The sequence below is a fragment of the Paenibacillus sp. FSL H7-0716 genome (assembly GCF_038002705.1).
GTDB classification, from domain to species: domain Bacteria; phylum Bacillota; class Bacilli; order Paenibacillales; family Paenibacillaceae; genus Paenibacillus_AQ; species Paenibacillus_AQ odorifer.
Map to the genome: position 1 here is coordinate 293,133 of NZ_JBBODA010000005.1, position 16,404 is coordinate 309,536.

Here is a 16,404-nt window from a genome sequence, read left to right on the forward strand (position 1 = left end):
ACGAACTTAATTAAATAAAAGGGTTGACTATTTATCGTTTTCATCTCAAAATGAAAAGGCATACATAGGGGGTATAACGATGAAAAAGATAATTATGACTACTTTACTTAGTGTTTCATTATTAGCTGTAACCGCATGTAACAACGACACGGCTAACTCTGGTAACACAAACAGTGGACCTGAACCTGTTCAGCCTGTCTTCAAGAATGTTTCTGTACATGATCCATCCATTATTTTGGCTGATAATAAGTACTATGTGTTTGGCTCGCATTTGGCTTCTGCTAAATCCGACGACCTGATGTCCTGGACTCAATTGTCCTCTGGAGTTGTTGATGGAAACGTACTCATCCCGAATGTCAAAGAGGAATTAAATGAGGCCTTGACCTGGGGAAAGACGGACACTTTATGGGCACCGGATGTCATTCAATTGGCGGATGGAAAATATTATATGTATTACAACGCCTGTAAAGGTGATTCCCCATTATCAGCACTTGGTATAGCCGTGTCAGACCATATTGAAGGACCTTATAAGAACAAAGGGATCTTCCTAAAGTCCGGTATGGTGGGCGTAGGCGATGACGGAGAAACTTATGATGCCACACAAAAGCCGAATGTTGTAGATCCGGATGTGTTCTTTGATAAAGAAGGCAGATTGTGGATGGTGTATGGTTCTTATTCCGGTGGTATTTTTATTATGGAACTGGACACAAGTACAGGATTCCCACTGCCAGATCAAGGTTATGGCAAAAAGCTTCTAGGTGCAAATCATGCGCGGATAGAAGCTCCCTATATGCTGTACAGTCCTGAGACGGATTACTACTACCTGTTCCTATCCTACGGGGGGCTGGCTGCTGATGGCGGATATAACATCCGTGTAGCCCGCTCGAAGACACCTGATGGACCTTTTGAAGATTCTGAGGGCCAGGATATGATCGATTCACAGGGCACAGCTGGCGTATTGTTTGATGATCCTGCTTATGCTCCTTACGGAGTTAAACTCATGGGGAATTTCGAATTCCTGAATAATGACGATGAGCTACCAGTAAGTGGAGAAGGATATGTATCACCAGGACATAACTCCGCATTTTACGATGAAGAGACTGGCAAATATTATTTGATCTTCCATACACGGTTCCCGAATCGTGGTGAAAAGCATGAGGTTAGATTACACCAGATGTTCATGAACGCTGATGGCTGGCCGGTGGTCGCACCACACCGTTATGGTGGCGAGACCATTGATAAATATACGAAAGAGCAAATCGCAGGCGAATACAAATATGTGAATCATAATAAAGAGATTACGGCAGATATCGTGCAATCGGAGCTAATTCAATTGACGAAGAGTGGTAAAATCAAAGGCGCGGTAAAGGGCAAGTGGAAGCTTATCGACGATCATACTGCAGAGTTAACGATAGGTGGTTCTACTTATAAGGGTGTATTCCTGAAAGAGTGGAATGAAACTACAGCCAGTAATGTTATGACGTTCACCGCGGTTTCTAATGAAGGGATTTCTATCTGGGGAAGTCATGTATCACCTTCGGAATAAGATAGTTTAAAAGGATTAAGAGCAGAAGGGGTTTCAACTAGTCATGTGTAATGGCTAAGTTGAAACCCCTTTTATAATGTAAGATCAGTCTACGAACTTTCGGATTACAATAACAGCATTATGGCCGCCGAAGCCAAAGGAATTGGAGATGCCTACTTCGAGATTAGCTTTTCGTGCAATGTTAGGTACGTAATCCAAATCACAGATAGAATCAGGCGCGTCCTGGTTGATGGTAGGAGGAATGATCCCTTCTTGGATACTCTTAACTAACGCAATGGCTTCTAAGCCGCCAGCAGCCCCCAAAGCATGTCCAGTCATGGACTTATTAGCGGTTACGGGGATGTGGTAGGCATGCTCGCCAAATAATTTTTTAATCGCTAGGGTTTCAGAATGGTCTCCTACTACTGTACTTGTCGCATGCGCGCTGATTACATCTACATTGTGGGGCTGGAGATTAGCTTCATTTAGTGCTAACTTCATAGCTTGATAGGCACCAATCCCCTCTGGATGAGTGGCAACCATATGATAAGCATCAGAGCTAGCACCATACCCGATCACTTCGCCGTGAATCTTGGCGTTTCTACGCTGAGCATGGGTGAGTGACTCAAGAATGACTATGCCGCCACCTTCACCGATTACAAAGCCATCCCGTCCTCCATCGAAAGGGCGGCTCGCTTTAGTAGGCTCCTCATTTCGTGTAGATAAAGAGGTGGCATTCCCGAAGCTGGCCAGCGAGATTCCAGTAATAGCAGCCTCAGAACCCCCGGCTATAACGATGTCCGCACCGCCATAACGAATTAAACGGAAGGCCTCGCCAATCGCAGTATTGCCAATAGAACAAGCTGTTACTGGAGACATGCTCGGGCCGAGAGCTCCAAATTTAATGCTGATCATCGCCGCAGCCATATTGGAGATCATCATGGGAATTAAGGTAGGGCTGACTCGATCAGGTCCACGCTCTTTCAGGACCGTACCTTGATCCATCAAGGTCTGAATGCCTCCAACGCCAGATCCTACATAAACGCCAAGTCTCTCCTTGTCAATCTTATCAAGCTGGAGGCCAGAATGTTTCCAAGCCTCTTCAGTAGCTGCGAGGGCAAACTGACTGAATCTGTCCATTCGGCGTGCTTCTTTACGCCCAAATCTGCCCTCTGCATCGAAATCACGTACTTCGCCAGCAATTCTCGTCTTAAAACCTGTTGTATCAAATGAAGTGATCGGGGTTATACCCGATTCACCAGAAATTAGCCGATCCCAAAATTGCCCGATTGTATTCCCAAGTGGTGAGATTAAGCCCATGCCTGTAATCACTACGCGTTCCATAATGAACCTCCTCAGCTAGTGTATACTAGTATTTTTCCACTTTATTTATCCTATTACAAGTTATCGTTTATCCTAGTATAATTTGTACTATACTAAAGGAACAGGAATCTCAAAGTGGAGGTAGCTTATGGCTAATCAAACAAGATTACAAGCATTATCCGATTTTTTGAAAGCACGTCGTGCGGCTATTTCACCAAGCTCTGTAGGCTTGCCGGAAGGCACACGCAGAAGAACGCCAGGACTCCGCAGGGAAGAGGTTGCACAGCTTGCAGGTGTAAGCAGTACCTGGTATACGTGGCTTGAACAAGGCAGAGATATAAAAGTCTCGTCATCTGTTTTGGACTGTATTGCCACTGCACTTAGGCTGACTAAAGATGAGCGAAAGTATCTTTTTGCACTGGCTTTAGAAACTGGAACTGGAACCACACCCTATCCGCAAGATGAATCTTCTGTAATTAGTCCTTCGCTGCAGAAAATTTTACAGGAACTCAAATATTGTCCTACGATAATTTCTGATAGACGTTGCGGGATCGTCGGTTGGAATAAAGCTGCCGCCCATGTTTTTCTTGATTTCTCAAAGCTGCCCATCGAAGAGCGGAATATGATCCGATTGTTATTTGTTCGTAAGGAGTTTAGGCGCTTAGCAGTGAATTGGGAACAATTCGTCAGCGGATATCTTTCTATCTTTAGAGCGTATTACGGACAGTATGTAGAGGATCATTGGTATGATGAATTTATAGAGGAATTGAAAGAATTGCATCCGGCTTTTAATGAGATGTGGGAGCAAAGTCGGGTTAGCTCAGCCCCGGATGTATTACTAGAATTCAGACATGCCAAGGCGGGGAAAATGTTATTTCATCTAACCTCTTTGCAGGTTCATGGCAGTGCGGATTTACGCTGCAGCATCTATACTCCTGCGGGAGATTCGAATACTGAAACCAAGCTAAAGCAGCTTATGGAGCAGCATACAATAGAAGGATTAAGCTAGATTCACATAGAGAAGCATCCCTAGCTGAACTTCCAGCTAGAGATGCTTAATACTACACTATTAGAAATCTGATGTTGAAATTTCAATAGTTCCGAATGTGGTGCCAGCAGGAGTGCTTAAGAGTGCAGCTACCAAAAGGGCATGAACTGCAAGCGTAAGGCTATTGAACGCTGGAATCGTGTATGTGATAACTGGAGCATTCACACGAGTGATTACTAAATCTACTGGGAAGTTGGAGTTATTGTTCACAGTAACAGCAGCGTTAATACCACCTGCAAGGTTTTCATAATAAGATTTACCAATGACTGGGGCTAAATTGAAATATTGAATCGGTAATACGATGGCCATAGTAACGACCTCCTTTTCGTTTGATAGGATATTCTATGTTGAAAATCTATTAATGCTAGAGCGAATGCCATGGTGAATTAGCACTTTTTAATAGAAAAAACCGGGGATGTCCTATAGCCACTTAGAAAGCGGCTGGGAAATCCCCGGTTTATTTTCGTACGCTTATTCCGTTTTTTTACGATAAATCAGATACAGTATCAATCCGAATAGCATGCCGACAAATGACATTGCGGAGATCGTTAAGTAAAGAGCTTTACCCCCAAAGGCATCATATAATGCCCCACCAGCATAAGAAGCCAGGATACCTGATACACCGAAGAACAATAGTGCAAGGACGGTTTGCCCTGTAGCACGCCATTCCTCAGGTACAATGCTGTACAGATATTGAATAGCAGCCGAGTAGAACACAGGGAAGGTAAGAATTTGCAGAATCTGCAAATAGGCTAACAAGTGTGGATCAGTGATCCAAGCTGAAATAAAAAAACGAAGGAAATAGAAGGCTCCGGAAATCGATATGATAATCAGTTCTTTTCCTTTACGCAACCACCAGAAGCTTAATGCAAAGACAATAATTTCACTAATTGCCGCGAGGAAAAACGATTGGCCTACCAGTTGAGGACTGCCACCAAGCTCACGAATATAAACTCCAATAAATGTATCGTTCATTCGTGCGGGTACAGAGCTAATAAATATGAGCACCAGAAACATCAATGTCTTTTTGTTGCCAAAAAAGTGCTTGAGGCTATCCAGCGTGACCGGCTTACCTGTGACTGGGGCATCTGGCATGTTCCAGCTTACTATAAAGCTAATAAGGCAAATGGCAACAAACAGAAGAGCAATTCCATGAGAGCCGAAAAAACCAAGCACATACCCAGTAATCAGAGCCATAACACCATAACCTAGCGCACCATATGTACGGATAGAACCATAGCTAATTCCAGCCGCCTCAGAGACTCGGAAATTCAAGCTTTCTGTCAGCGGATCAATGGGCATCAAGAAGAAATACAGCAGCATAGCAAAAAGAATGAGAACAACGTAACTGCTGGAATCGAATAAAAAGTATCCGGTTACCGCTGAGCATAACAGCAGAGCTAACAGCACTTTGCGGATGGTTTTCGTTTTATCACTGATCATCCCCCATAAAGGCTGGGCAACGATGGTAACAAATCCACCAGTTCCAATAATGAAGCCGATTTGCGATGGGCTTAGACCTTGTTCACTTAGATAGACTGGCAGAAAGGGAATAAACATGGCTAGCAGAGCAAAATACAAAAAGTTAAACCCTCGTAAAAGATTTGGTGCATTCATAAGTTTTTTTACCTCACGTGTTAGATAATTTGTATAGAGTCAATTTTGCTATTGTATCATGGATAATAAATGATTAGGACATAAATCTATTCACGGAACTGCTCAAGATGACTCTAACCCTCTATAAATTTCTGGCCGTAATATGATAAACTGGTTACTATCAAAGCAAAATGCAAGGAGAAACGTTAATGATAAAGTTGGTATCATGGAATGTGAATGGTCTTCGGGCCTGTGTGAAAAAAGGGTTTGATGATTATTTTAAGGAAGTAGAAGCAGATATTTTCTGTGTTCAGGAGACGAAGCTGCAAGAAGGGCAGATTGTTCTGGAACAGGGTGAAGAATACTATCAATATTGGAATTATGCAGTGAAAAAAGGGTATTCAGGCACAGCTATATTCACCAAAATCAAGCCGATCTCTGCGAGATACGGAATGGAAGAGGATGAGGAAGCGGAAGGCCGAATTATTACGCTGGAGTTCGAACATTTTTATCTAGTGAATGTGTATACACCAAATGCCAAACGAGATCTGGCTAGATTGGATTACAGAATGGAATGGGAGGACCGCTTCCGCAATTACCTTCTGGAACTGGACAAGCTAAAACCAGTCGTTGTATGCGGTGATATGAACGTAGCCCATCAGGATATTGATATCAAAAATGCTAAAGCTAACCGCGGAAACTCTGGCTTTACCGATGAAGAAAGAGGAAAAATGAGTACGCTGCTGGAGTCCGGCTTCATAGATACCTTTAGATATTTTCATCCAGAGCTTGAAGGTGTTTATTCATGGTGGTCTTATATGCCGAAGGTGAGAGAACGGAATGTAGGCTGGCGGATTGATTATTTCCTAGCTTCTTCTAGACTTGCACCTAATCTGCTGGATGCCCAAATTGATTGCCACATTATGGGGAGCGATCACTGCCCGGTCATCCTCAAGCTTGCTGATTTCACAGACTAGGATCGAATATTTAAAAGGCCGCTAAGTCTCTTTAAAGGACGAAGCGGCCTTTTTTTTCATTAAGAATTATAGTCTGCCAATGATCTCAGGGAATTCAGTCGGTCCCATATTCACATTAAACTTTTGTTTAAGAATTAGCTGCTTCTCTAGTAAGATTATTTCAAGAGTTATGCAAAAAGGCATTTCAATAAACAATAAAGTAAGCTGTAGCTGATCATCAGTAACCCAAGTAAAGCTGGACATGATTCGGTTTAAGGAAGCATCAATGACCTGTGCGAAGCTTTCGAGCCATTCCCCTCGACCAAGACGGATCACAGACTCCTCTCCAATCTTGGATTGGAAAGTAACTGCAGCTTCGTTGTTATTGAAAAAGATAGAGAAGGTGTCCAAGGCAAATTGGTTGTCATCGAGCTTATAGGTTAAGCCGTTTATTCTTTCTTCTTGTGATGAAGAGGGCTGCAGTTGTGGCGGTTGGATAGATAGATTCTTTAATTGTTCAACCAAGTGGGCAGAAGCAGCAGGTTCTAATGGCAAGGGAGCTGGCTTCATCGCGGGAAGCAGATGTTCCCACACAGCATTCAACATTCCTTGTATACTGTCTGATGCAGCAGTAGTAATAATTACGGCATCTTGCTCCGGAAGCACCACACAGAGTTGACCGAAGGCGCCATCTGCCCGGTAGGCACCGTGCTGGCATTGCCAGAACTGATACCCATATCCCATTGCCCAGTCATGATCACCATCGCCATTGGAAATATGTTTGGAAGTAGCCTCATTAATCCATTTTTCAGGCAGTACCCGTTGATTATTCCAGATTCCTTTTTGTAAGTATAGCTGGCCGAATTTAGCGATATCCTCGGTTGTAATGTTTAAGCCAAATCCCCCTGTGTTTATTCCACGTGGACAAGACTCCCACGTTGCACCGTGAATGCCCAGAGGAACGAAGAGGCGTGGTTCTAAATATTCTAGCAGTGTTTGGCCAGTAACCCGTTGTAGGATCGCGGCCAGCATGTAAGTAGCACCGGTATTATATAGGAAATGTGTACCTGGTTGTTTCTCGACTGGGACGGAGAAGAAAGCTTTCACCCAATTCCCGTCGGCACTTTTGCGAAGTGTGTCCATAGTATCCACGACATGCCCGGTACCCATCATCAATAGATGTCTGATTGTCATATTAGACAGGTTCTCCGTGATAGTCGAAGGAGCCTCTTCAGGGAAAAAGGAGAGGACAGAATCATCGAGTGTAATAAGTTTCTCAGTAACAGCAAACCCGATTGCGGTTGAGGTGAAGCTTTTGCTAAGGGAAAATAACATATGCGGAAGAACGGACCTGTAAGGAGCCCACCAGCCTTCAGAGACTACATAACCATGTCGTATTAGCATAAAGCTGTGCAGGCCTAAATTTTGTTCCTCTACTGCATTAATAAAGCTGGATATTGCAGTTGATGAAATCCCCTGTTCTTCTGGAAGACTTCTAGATAACTGCAAACTGCTTGTAGTTTCCATACGCTCATCTCCTAAATTTTGAGAATGCTCACCTCCTAATTCTATAATAATTTCCAATGTAAAAATACCATTTATATAATAACTTGTTTAGCTTTCTACAGGGCTGTTGCTGGATACATCAGATTGGAGCCGTTTCTCTGGCCAAGAAATAACATGAGAAGTTCGACTTAGTTTCTCATATATTAGCTGAGTTTCTTTTTTGAATATACTAATGACTAAATGAATAAAGAAAGCCAAGTCTATCAATAGAACAAACAGATGAATAAGCATATTCCATACGGAGGAAAGATGCCCTAGAAGGGCAGAATCAAGCAAAAGAGCGTGAATCCCAAGCAGCACCCAATATAGCAGGCCATATCTGATCATCAGAGCCCAGAAAAAAGCATGATTCCCGCTGCTCTTCACCCGAATCCGCACCATCCATTTCCCTATGGTCCGTCCGCCCGTGAGAGCTGGAACAAGCATGAAGTAAATACCAGTTACAATCCAGAAGGCAGCTTTTATATCGAATCCGAAGAGTACCCCAAACCCGATGCTCCACACCATACTATCGATTAGAAAAGCTATTCCTCTGCGGGTATAGGAGACTCTTTTGGCTGAGCGGTCAATGTTTGTATCCAGTTGTTCTATACGTGGCAATAGCCCGGAGATCCAAATGGAAATTCGAAATCCAAAAATCCCTCCGATTGTGTTGGTAATGAGATCATCGACATCAAAAAGACGGTAAGGATGATCGAAGAAACCATAAATTCCTGTAATCTGCGTGATCTCAAAGGACAAAGAAAAGGCAAAGGATAGTAGAATGCACACGACCCAGCGGGTACGAAAATAATAGCCCAGAAACATTCCAAACGGTACGGTTAATGCAACGTTAAAAATGACCTGTAAAAATGCAGGCTCACGCAGTAATGACCAGTAGGTCGAGATTTGATCAGGGATGATCGACGATCCATCCACAATATCCTGAATAAACTGAAGGGGAATGAATTGAACGATACTCCCAGAAGGTGCAGCATTGTGCCGGGAGGATGGAAAAGGAAGCAAGACAAGAAAATAAGCGTTCATCAGATAGAGCAGCAGCAGATATAGGATTAAAGCTCTAAGCTTATGTATATAGCCATGTCTGCGGTATTGTACGATAAGAAAAGGTAGTGTGAAGACCAGCGCTGCTATTGGAAACATCATGAACGCATACGAAATTGGAAAAAAGTACGAATGAAACATAAGTCACCTGCCGTGGAATTGTTTTTATAAGAAATTTGACTCTACTTGGAGATTAGCTATCCCCGGCTCATTATAAGTTTTTATGATAGGGAACTCAACTAATTTATCGAACGTTTCCGGCATACATATGTCTATGAAGGAGCGTGAAGTGGATGGAGAAAAAGGTTCAGCAGTATTATCGGCTCAAGCAAAAGCAAAAAGATATTGAAAAAGAATTGGCCGAGCTTCGTCAGAATATTTTAAATTATTGTAGTGAGCAGGAAACCACCGAGACTGAAATTGGCAGTTATAAAGTGAAGCTGGTCGTGCAAAACCGCAAAGAATATGATGATGCAAAGTTATATGAGACCTTATCGGACCCTGAAGTGTGGCGTTTGCTCTCCAAATCAGATCCGGCAAAGGTGGCAAGCTTGACCAAGTTGAATGTAATTTCAGAGGATAAAATCATGCATACTTATGCTTTGAAGACAGTGACAATGTTACAGGTGGATAAAAAATAGGGGTTGAAGTGAGCGGTTCCTCGCGGGAGCCGCTTTATTTGGCTGATAACTGTCCAGATTAAGGAAATATGTTACAGTATTAGGGTGGAAGGGAGGTTGAATAGTGAAAAAAATAATCATCGGAAGCGTAATGGGCTTAACGATTTTACTTTTTTTCTTCTTTATGTTGCGGCATAATAATCAATCACTTGAGGTGAAACCGGATGTTATGATCCCAACAGCGGAATACAGGGTGACTGATAGTAGTGCTCCAGGATTACCTATGCTTATAACTGCTGAAGGGGCGGATGTTATCAAGGTACAGGCTACTTCCGGCAATTTATTGTTATGGAACCCCCCCGACTACAAGGTGCATAACAAAGGTCTTGAGCTGAAAATCAAATCTGGAGATCAAATTTATTGGAGTCCAATGGATGGGGAGAATAAGCAAATAGATGAACCTCAGGATCCCAAGATCACAGTGATGGCTTACCACAATAACAAGCAGATCGGAACGTCCTTTGTAGAGATTCATAAGAATGCTCTAGGTGTCTATACAGGGGAAATACCTGAAGTAAAGTAGCTGAGAATCTAAATCGAATCGCAACTATCTTCGTTTTGCGTTAAAATAAGAAGTGAAGCTGACCGAGTGCTTATAGCAACCCTAGAGATGGAGGAAGAGAAATCATGAAAGATTTTGAAGTAATGCTGGAGAAATATGCGAACCTAGTTGTAAAAGTAGGAGTAAATGTACAGCCTGGACAAGTCCTTATGGTACATGCACCGATAGAAACCGTAGAACTTACTCGCTTGATTGTAGCGAAAGCCTATGAAGCGGGAGCTAAATATGTAATTGTTGACTGGGACGATGAAGCAACTACACGGATCCGTTATGAAAAAGCCCCAGAGGATTCTTTCGATTACTATCCACAGTGGCAGGCTGAGATGATGGAGAAATTCGCGGAAGAGAATGGTGCCATCTTACATATTAAAGTACCTGATCCTGAACTGTTTAATGGCATTGATTCTTCTAAGGTATCTAGAGCAGTCAAAGCAGCAGCTGTTGCTCGCAAGAACTACTCTAAATATACTCGGAACAGCAAAATTAGCTGGTCTCTGGTCAAAGCGCCAACACGTGCTTGGGCGAACAAGGTTTTTGCCGATCTTCCTGAAGAAGAGCGGGTAGAGGCGATGTGGGAAGCTGTATTCCAGATGAATCGTGTGGGCAGCAATGATCCGGTAGCTGCTTGGAGAGAGCATATTGGTCAGTTGAAAGAAAGTCAGGACAGAATGAACGCTAAACGTTATAAAAGCTTGCATTACCGTGCTCCGGGAACGAATCTGCATGTAGAGCTTCCGGAAGGTCATTTATGGCGCGGGGGTGGCGGTGAGAATGATAAAGGCGTTTATTTTGTAGCTAATATGCCAACGGAAGAGATTTATTCCATGCCCCATCGTACTGGCGTTAATGGCACAGTTAGAAGCACGCTACCTCTTAATTTGAATGGACGGTTAGTTGAAGGACTTTCATTCACTTTTGAAAAAGGGAAAGTCGTAGCTTATGAAGCTGAATCCGGACGCGAGCATTTAACCTCACTGTTGGCAACGGATGAAGGTGCATCTTATCTAGGAGAAGTAGCCTTAGTGCAGCATGATTCTCCAATCTCTCGCTTGAACCGCATTTTTTACAATACAGGGATTGATGAGAATGCCTCCTGCCATTTCGCGCTAGGAAGTGCTTATCCTGTAAATATTGAAGGCGGCACAAAGCTTACGAACGAAGAACTTGTGGCTAGAGGAGCTAATGTCAGCTTAACTCATGTCGATTTTATGATCGGTTCGGCAGAGCTGGATATTGACGGAGAGCTGGCGGACGGCACGATTGAACCCGTATTCCGTAAGGGAAATTGGGTGTTGTAAGGAGAAGAAAAAAGCCGGATCTCTTCCAATGAGATTCCGGCTTTTTTTGAGTGTCTATACTGGTGATTTTTAGATTGAAAAATAGTTAAGACTCATAGCCTCACGTACTTCGGCCATTGTTTCTTGAGCAATGCTGCGGGCATGCTGTGTTCCAGAGATTAAGATTTCCTGCACAAGCTTGGGCTTAGTAGCATAATAGGAACGACGCTCTCGCATCGGTTCTATAAGCTGATCTAGAGCTGTCGAAATCAACTGTTTGCAAGCAGAACAACCCATGGTACCCCGCTCACAGCCTTCACGAATTTCGGTTACCCCCGCTGAGCGAAAAGCACCATGATAAGCAAAAATAGGACAGATATCTGGATGTCCAGGATCATTTTTATGCACACGCGCTGGATCGGTTGTGGCTTTTCGTATCTTAAAGATGATCTCTTCCTTAGTGGAGTCCAGTTCGATGGTATTGCCAAGGCTTTTACTCATTTTAGCGTTGCCATCCGTGCCCACAAGCCTCGGCGTCTCACTGATTAGCGCTTTGGGTTCCACCAGTATCGGGCTGTACAGCTCGTTGAATCTGCGGACGATTTTGCGGGTTAATTCCAGATGAGGGAGCTGGTCTTCCCCTACAGGAATGATCGTTGATTTACAAAATGTTATGTCAGCAGTCTGACTAACTGGATAACCAAGAAAACCGTAATACAATTCATCTAAGCTCGAATTTTTAGATTCGGCTTTAATCGTGGGATTATGCCGTAAAGAATTCACAGTAACAAACATAGAGAACAAGATGGTCAGCTCTGCGATTTCAGGGATCATCGATTGAATAAATATAGTTGTTTTCTCCGGATTTATACCCACAGATAAATAGTCCAGTGTGATCTCATGCAGATGTTGACCCAACAGCTGGGGACGGTCAAAATGGGTCGTTAGGGCTTGAATATCCGCCAAAAACACAAAAGTTTCATATTGCTCCTGAAGAGCTACTCGGGTCTGCAAGCTGCCGGCGTAATGGCCAAGGTGAAGCTTTCCAGTCACTCGATCTCCTGTTAAGACACGTTCGTTCATCATATAAATTCCTCCAGTTATTTAGCATTTGGTTACACTCGAGTCGCCACCACCAGCCATCATCCATGGCCATCACCTCCTTTAAATGACAAAAAAACCTCATCCAATAAGGACGAAGTTGTCGTGGTACCACCTTAAATGATCGTGTCACCTTACGATTCTTGGCTTTCGATCTTCTCTTACCTGTACGGAGAGGTTGAATTTATTCTCGATACAGGTCCCATGATAACGGCGGGAACCCCGGTTTTCCCTACTGTATCCATTAAGATAGTTCGGAAAAACAACTATAAAGGCCATTCGAGCATACGCTGGTCACCGGTTCGCACCTACCACCGGCTCTCTGAAGACCATGTTCGTCTGTCTACTTACCCTTTGTCATCGTTGTTCATGATATGTGAATTATTGTAATGCTGAACAGGGGTGTTGTCAATGAGTGGAAATCGTATGGTGATTAACGAGGATCTAGGTTTATATGATCTAGCAAAGTATACCTTAAATGTATATAATCATCAGGAATTTAGTCCAATCTATCATTGCGGATTCACAATATACTATTCTATAACCTTGAAATGGAGTGATGATAAATGGCGACAATAATAAGTTATGGGTCACAGGCAAAAATCCCGTTAGATCCGTTTACTACTGCTATAACGGTTGCAGGGATTCCTGGAGCTGGAGCGGGTCTAGCCACAGCGCAAGTAAATATTAGTCCGGCTAACCCGGCTTCTTTCTCCAGTAGAGTCGAGTTAAATGGTAGTTTTAGTCTTACTGCACTTGCTAATAGCCAATTTCTTGTTATCATCCGACGAGCTGGAGTCGATATTTATAGATCCTTTTATCGTTTTACTACAATTACTGATATTCAATTAAGTGCTCAGTGGGTCGATGGTGCTTATATTGGAGTCCACAACTATGAATTGGTAATTCAGAATGATAGCAACTTGCCTATAAATCTATTTGGACCCATATCATTCACAGCAACTGCTATTGGAGGAGAGGGCGTAATTTAAGTTATGTTCCTGTGCGCCATTCAAGGGACGGGTGAATCAAAGCTTTGGACAGTTGAATCGATCTGATTCAGCTGTCCTTTTTTCATGGGCGTATAATTGAAGTACAACTCTCGCAGTATAAATATCCAACCATACCCTTGATAGAGCGGTTTATTTATTTAAGATGTTATCCTCTAAAACAGCGTATTTATCGCCGTATTGCTTAATGATATGTTGTTCTCCCCAATTACATAATGCTGTCAAAATATCGCTTAAACTATCACCATATTCACTAAGCTCGTATTCTACTTTTGGTGGAACCTGATTATAAACAATTCGGTTGATGATTCCATCTGCCTCAAGCTCGCGTAGCTGCTGGGTTAACATTTTTTGAGTAATGCCGGGCATCAACTGTTTTAACTCGGAGGTGCGTTTTTTGCCATGAGTTAAATGACATAGAATTACGCATTTCCATTTCCCTCCGATGACCTCTAGTGTGGCTTCAACAGAAATATTGTATTTTTTCTTGACAGTTGTTGTTGTTGTTGTTGTTGTTGTCATGATAACCTCCAAGGTATGGGTACTTTTTAGCACCTATGGCACTTTTAAGTGCGTACTATTGATTATGTCCAATTTAACCTATCATAACATTTTTCGTTCAATTTTTATAGAATGCTATAATTTAGAGAGCTTTGGGCAAAAAAAGCTAAACGAAATAAAAACCGTTTCTATACCTCCCCCGTCTTAATCTATGAAAGGTTGAAGAGAGGAGGCTAAGGAAGGATATGACGATGACTAATGCAGAAATGAAAAAAGTAACGATTCTTGATACTCGGAGCGAGACAGATTTTTACGATTCGATATTGGTACATAGAGAACAACTGTACAGTATTGCTTATAGTTACTTGCGGAACCGAAACGATGCGCTGGAAGCGATGCAGGAAATGACTTGCCGGGCTTGGATTAAAAGAAAAACTTTAAAGGACCCCAAAGCATTCAAATCATGGATTATTCGAATTCTAATTTATGTCTGTATAGATGAACAAAGACGAAGAAAACGTTCCATGCCGCTGGTAGATGAAAGAATAGGAGAACAGGTCACACACATTGGCCATCATCGGATGGAAATGCTATGGGCACTCGAGCAGGTTAAGCCCAAGTATCGCCATGTACTGCTGCTAAAATACTACAATGATATGACCTTGACTGAGATCGCTATCATTATGAATAAACCCGAAGGGACGGTTAAGACTTGGCAGCATAAGGGGCTCAAGCAGTTGCGAACCATCATAAAGAATCGGGGTGAATGGAACAATGAGTAGTCAAGAGGAGCTTGCCATGTTAAGCGATGCCGAACGTATCCCACAAGAACAAAAAATAGAGAATGCAGCCGCTCAAATCTATGCGATCCAAGCAGGTTTGGAATTAGGCAAGAAACGTGGCAGAAGGTTAATGTTCACAAAAAGCGCGATGTCTGTGCTGGCGGCTGCAGTGATGATAGCGGGCTTGCTGTTCTTCAATCCAACCCAGCTGTTGCCGCAGCAAGGGACTTCGAGTGTTGAAACGTTTGATTGGGGCGTATTGGAGCCTTTTAAAACATTGGCTGCAGCTGATATTGATGCTCTTACACTAGAGTCTGCAATCCGGAATGATTATGTACAAATCGTTAATAAGAGTGCTGAATCAAATGGATATAAAATTACTCTAAATGCTGTGCTTGCTGATGAAAATAAAATCATGCTGCTGTATACGGGGACAACAAGTGATGGTCAGGAAGTGTACAGTGTAAATAGTGTGAAGCTGACAGATGCTGAAACTGGACGAGATGTAATGGAGGAGAATGGGAATAGGGGAGGAATGGGAGCACACGCAGAGGGAACCCTATATACATGGCTCGGCAAAACTGTATTTTCACTGGACCGAAATAAACCAAGGCCAACAGACGTAGTTGCGGATTTTCAGATTGCCTCTGTAGACCCGGGAATGTTAAGTAAACCGAAAACAGGAACGGTTTTATCCGACATGCGGTATTCTGATCGTTTAAAAGTGAACTTCTCTATTGATCCTAAGTTTTGGGAGCTGAAGACGGAGACATTAGTTGTTGACCACCCTTTCATAATTGACGGACAGGAAGTAAAACTAGCCGAAGTCGAGCTTTCTCCGTTAAGCATAGCGCTCAAATTTACGATAAATGAGGAATTGAAAACGGATTGGATCGTCCGAAATGAACTGTTTCAAAAGCTCCCCTATGAATTAACAGCGCAGGTTGGGAAGCGCGACATTAAAATTAATCCGAATTCTGGTAGTGGATCTGATGATGGATTTATAAGTTACTTCAGCAGTAATGTGTTGGATCACCCGAAGTCTCTACGACTGAAGCTTAATGCGGGGGCAGATCGAGAGAAAGAAGAGTATATTGATATTCTGAAAAAATGAGCGGTATACGATATTAGTGAATATGCGTTGGGAGTTGTAATATAGCAAAAAGGCCGCTGGTTGCGGCCTTTTTGCTATTGTAGGGACATTATACTAACTTTGTGAGTTACCTTTTAACACCAAACGCGCCACTTGTTAAATGAGAACAAAGTCCTAATGCTCCTATCGGGACTGTATGTGCATAATGCTCCTCACGGGCTATAGGTGCTTAATGTTCCTCACGTTCCATACGCGAGTGAGAAACATGAGGCTCCTCACGTTTCACAGGCTCCTCATGTTCCTCAGGCGCCTCATGTTTCTCAGGTTTCTCAGGTTTCTT

The 16,404-nt window shown here is 42.9% G+C and carries 17 protein-coding genes and 1 other annotated feature; of the genes, 10 read left to right on the forward strand and 7 right to left on the reverse strand.

The features are described 5' to 3' along the window. Positions 1–73 precede the first annotated feature (73 nt). The gene (locus tag MHH60_RS09625) at positions 74–1,546 is read left to right on the forward strand and encodes a glycoside hydrolase family 43 protein (RefSeq protein WP_370511496.1); all 1,473 of its coding nucleotides are present in this window, start codon (positions 74–76) and stop codon (positions 1,544–1,546) included. Between the two features lie 84 nt (positions 1,547–1,630). Here MHH60_RS09625 and fabF read toward each other — a convergent pair whose 3' ends face one another. Then, positions 1,631–2,869 carry a beta-ketoacyl-ACP synthase II gene (gene fabF, locus MHH60_RS09630; RefSeq protein ID WP_076135556.1) on the reverse strand — a complete coding sequence of 413 codons (1,239 nt, stop codon included), beginning with the start codon at positions 2,867–2,869 and terminating at the stop codon, positions 1,631–1,633. A 127-nt stretch (positions 2,870–2,996) separates the two neighbouring features. Here fabF and MHH60_RS09635 point away from each other — a divergent pair, with 127 nt between their 5' ends. Next, positions 2,997–3,857: a helix-turn-helix transcriptional regulator gene (locus MHH60_RS09635; RefSeq protein ID WP_076135558.1), complete on the forward strand. Its 861-nt coding sequence runs from the start codon at positions 2,997–2,999 to the stop codon at positions 3,855–3,857. A 60-nt stretch (positions 3,858–3,917) separates the two neighbouring features. On the opposite strand, the gene MHH60_RS09640 is transcribed toward MHH60_RS09635, so the two are convergent. Next, positions 3,918–4,205 (reverse strand): hypothetical protein, encoded by a 288-nt coding sequence (locus tag MHH60_RS09640; RefSeq protein WP_036686338.1) that lies wholly within the window; start codon positions 4,203–4,205, stop codon positions 3,918–3,920. Positions 4,206–4,367: 162 nt separating this feature from the next. Continuing rightward, positions 4,368–5,513, reverse strand: a complete 1,146-nt coding sequence (locus MHH60_RS09645; protein WP_076135559.1) for an MFS transporter — start codon at positions 5,511–5,513, stop codon at positions 4,368–4,370. A gap of 191 nt (positions 5,514–5,704) precedes the next feature. On the opposite strand from MHH60_RS09645, the gene MHH60_RS09650 reads away from it, so the two are divergent. Further along, a complete protein-coding gene (locus tag MHH60_RS09650) occupies positions 5,705–6,469 on the forward strand; it encodes an exodeoxyribonuclease III (RefSeq protein WP_076135766.1) in 765 nt (254 codons plus the stop codon). A gap of 66 nt (positions 6,470–6,535) precedes the next feature. Here the strand turns inward: MHH60_RS09650 and MHH60_RS09655 are convergent, their stop codons facing one another. Both MHH60_RS09655 and MHH60_RS09660 read right to left on the reverse strand, forming a co-directional pair. After that, complete coding sequence (locus tag MHH60_RS09655; RefSeq protein ID WP_076135561.1) at positions 6,536–7,975, reverse strand: serine hydrolase domain-containing protein; 1,440 nt, start codon at positions 7,973–7,975, stop codon at positions 6,536–6,538. Positions 7,976–8,062: 87 nt separating this feature from the next. Beyond that, entirely contained in the window at positions 8,063–9,199 is a 1,137-nt protein-coding gene (locus tag MHH60_RS09660) for a VanZ family protein (RefSeq protein WP_076135563.1), read from the reverse strand. A gap of 152 nt (positions 9,200–9,351) precedes the next feature. Here MHH60_RS09660 and MHH60_RS09665 point away from each other — a divergent pair, with 152 nt between their 5' ends. The 3 genes from MHH60_RS09665 (at position 9,352) to MHH60_RS09675 (ending at position 11,598) form a co-directional block, all read left to right on the forward strand. Beyond that, entirely contained in the window at positions 9,352–9,699 is a 348-nt protein-coding gene (locus tag MHH60_RS09665; protein WP_076135565.1) for a hypothetical protein, read from the forward strand. A 103-nt stretch (positions 9,700–9,802) separates the two neighbouring features. Then, positions 9,803–10,261, forward strand: a complete 459-nt coding sequence (locus MHH60_RS09670) for a hypothetical protein (RefSeq protein WP_076135567.1) — start codon at positions 9,803–9,805, stop codon at positions 10,259–10,261. Positions 10,262–10,365: 104 nt separating this feature from the next. Beyond that, positions 10,366–11,598, forward strand: a complete 1,233-nt coding sequence (locus MHH60_RS09675; protein ID WP_076135568.1) for an aminopeptidase — start codon at positions 10,366–10,368, stop codon at positions 11,596–11,598. A gap of 69 nt (positions 11,599–11,667) precedes the next feature. Here MHH60_RS09675 and trpS read toward each other — a convergent pair whose 3' ends face one another. After that, a complete protein-coding gene (gene trpS / locus MHH60_RS09680) occupies positions 11,668–12,663 on the reverse strand; it encodes a tryptophan--tRNA ligase (RefSeq protein ID WP_076135570.1) in 996 nt (331 codons plus the stop codon). A 102-nt stretch (positions 12,664–12,765) separates the two neighbouring features. After that, positions 12,766–13,048 (reverse strand) — a binding site (T-box leader). A 41-nt stretch (positions 13,049–13,089) separates the two neighbouring features. Between trpS and MHH60_RS09685 the strand changes: the two genes are divergently transcribed. Then, entirely contained in the window at positions 13,090–13,257 is a 168-nt protein-coding gene (locus tag MHH60_RS09685) for a hypothetical protein (protein ID WP_179088905.1), read from the forward strand. Then, on the forward strand, positions 13,245–13,670 hold the full coding sequence (locus MHH60_RS09690) for a hypothetical protein (RefSeq protein WP_036686349.1): 426 nt from the start codon (positions 13,245–13,247) through the stop codon (positions 13,668–13,670). The genes MHH60_RS09685 and MHH60_RS09690 overlap by 13 nt, the downstream gene beginning before the upstream one ends. Positions 13,671–13,820: 150 nt before the next feature. Here MHH60_RS09690 and MHH60_RS09695 read toward each other — a convergent pair whose 3' ends face one another. Further along, positions 13,821–14,210, reverse strand: coding sequence for a winged helix-turn-helix transcriptional regulator (locus tag MHH60_RS09695; protein WP_076135572.1), 390 nt, complete (start codon positions 14,208–14,210; stop codon positions 13,821–13,823). A gap of 224 nt (positions 14,211–14,434) precedes the next feature. On the opposite strand from MHH60_RS09695, the gene MHH60_RS09700 reads away from it, so the two are divergent. Next, entirely contained in the window at positions 14,435–14,971 is a 537-nt protein-coding gene (locus MHH60_RS09700; RefSeq protein ID WP_076135574.1) for a sigma-70 family RNA polymerase sigma factor, read from the forward strand. Then, positions 14,964–16,085, forward strand: coding sequence for a DUF4179 domain-containing protein (locus MHH60_RS09705; protein ID WP_076135576.1), 1,122 nt, complete (start codon positions 14,964–14,966; stop codon positions 16,083–16,085). Before MHH60_RS09700 ends, MHH60_RS09705 begins: the two co-directional genes overlap by 8 nt. Positions 16,086–16,404: the final 319 nt, after the last annotated feature.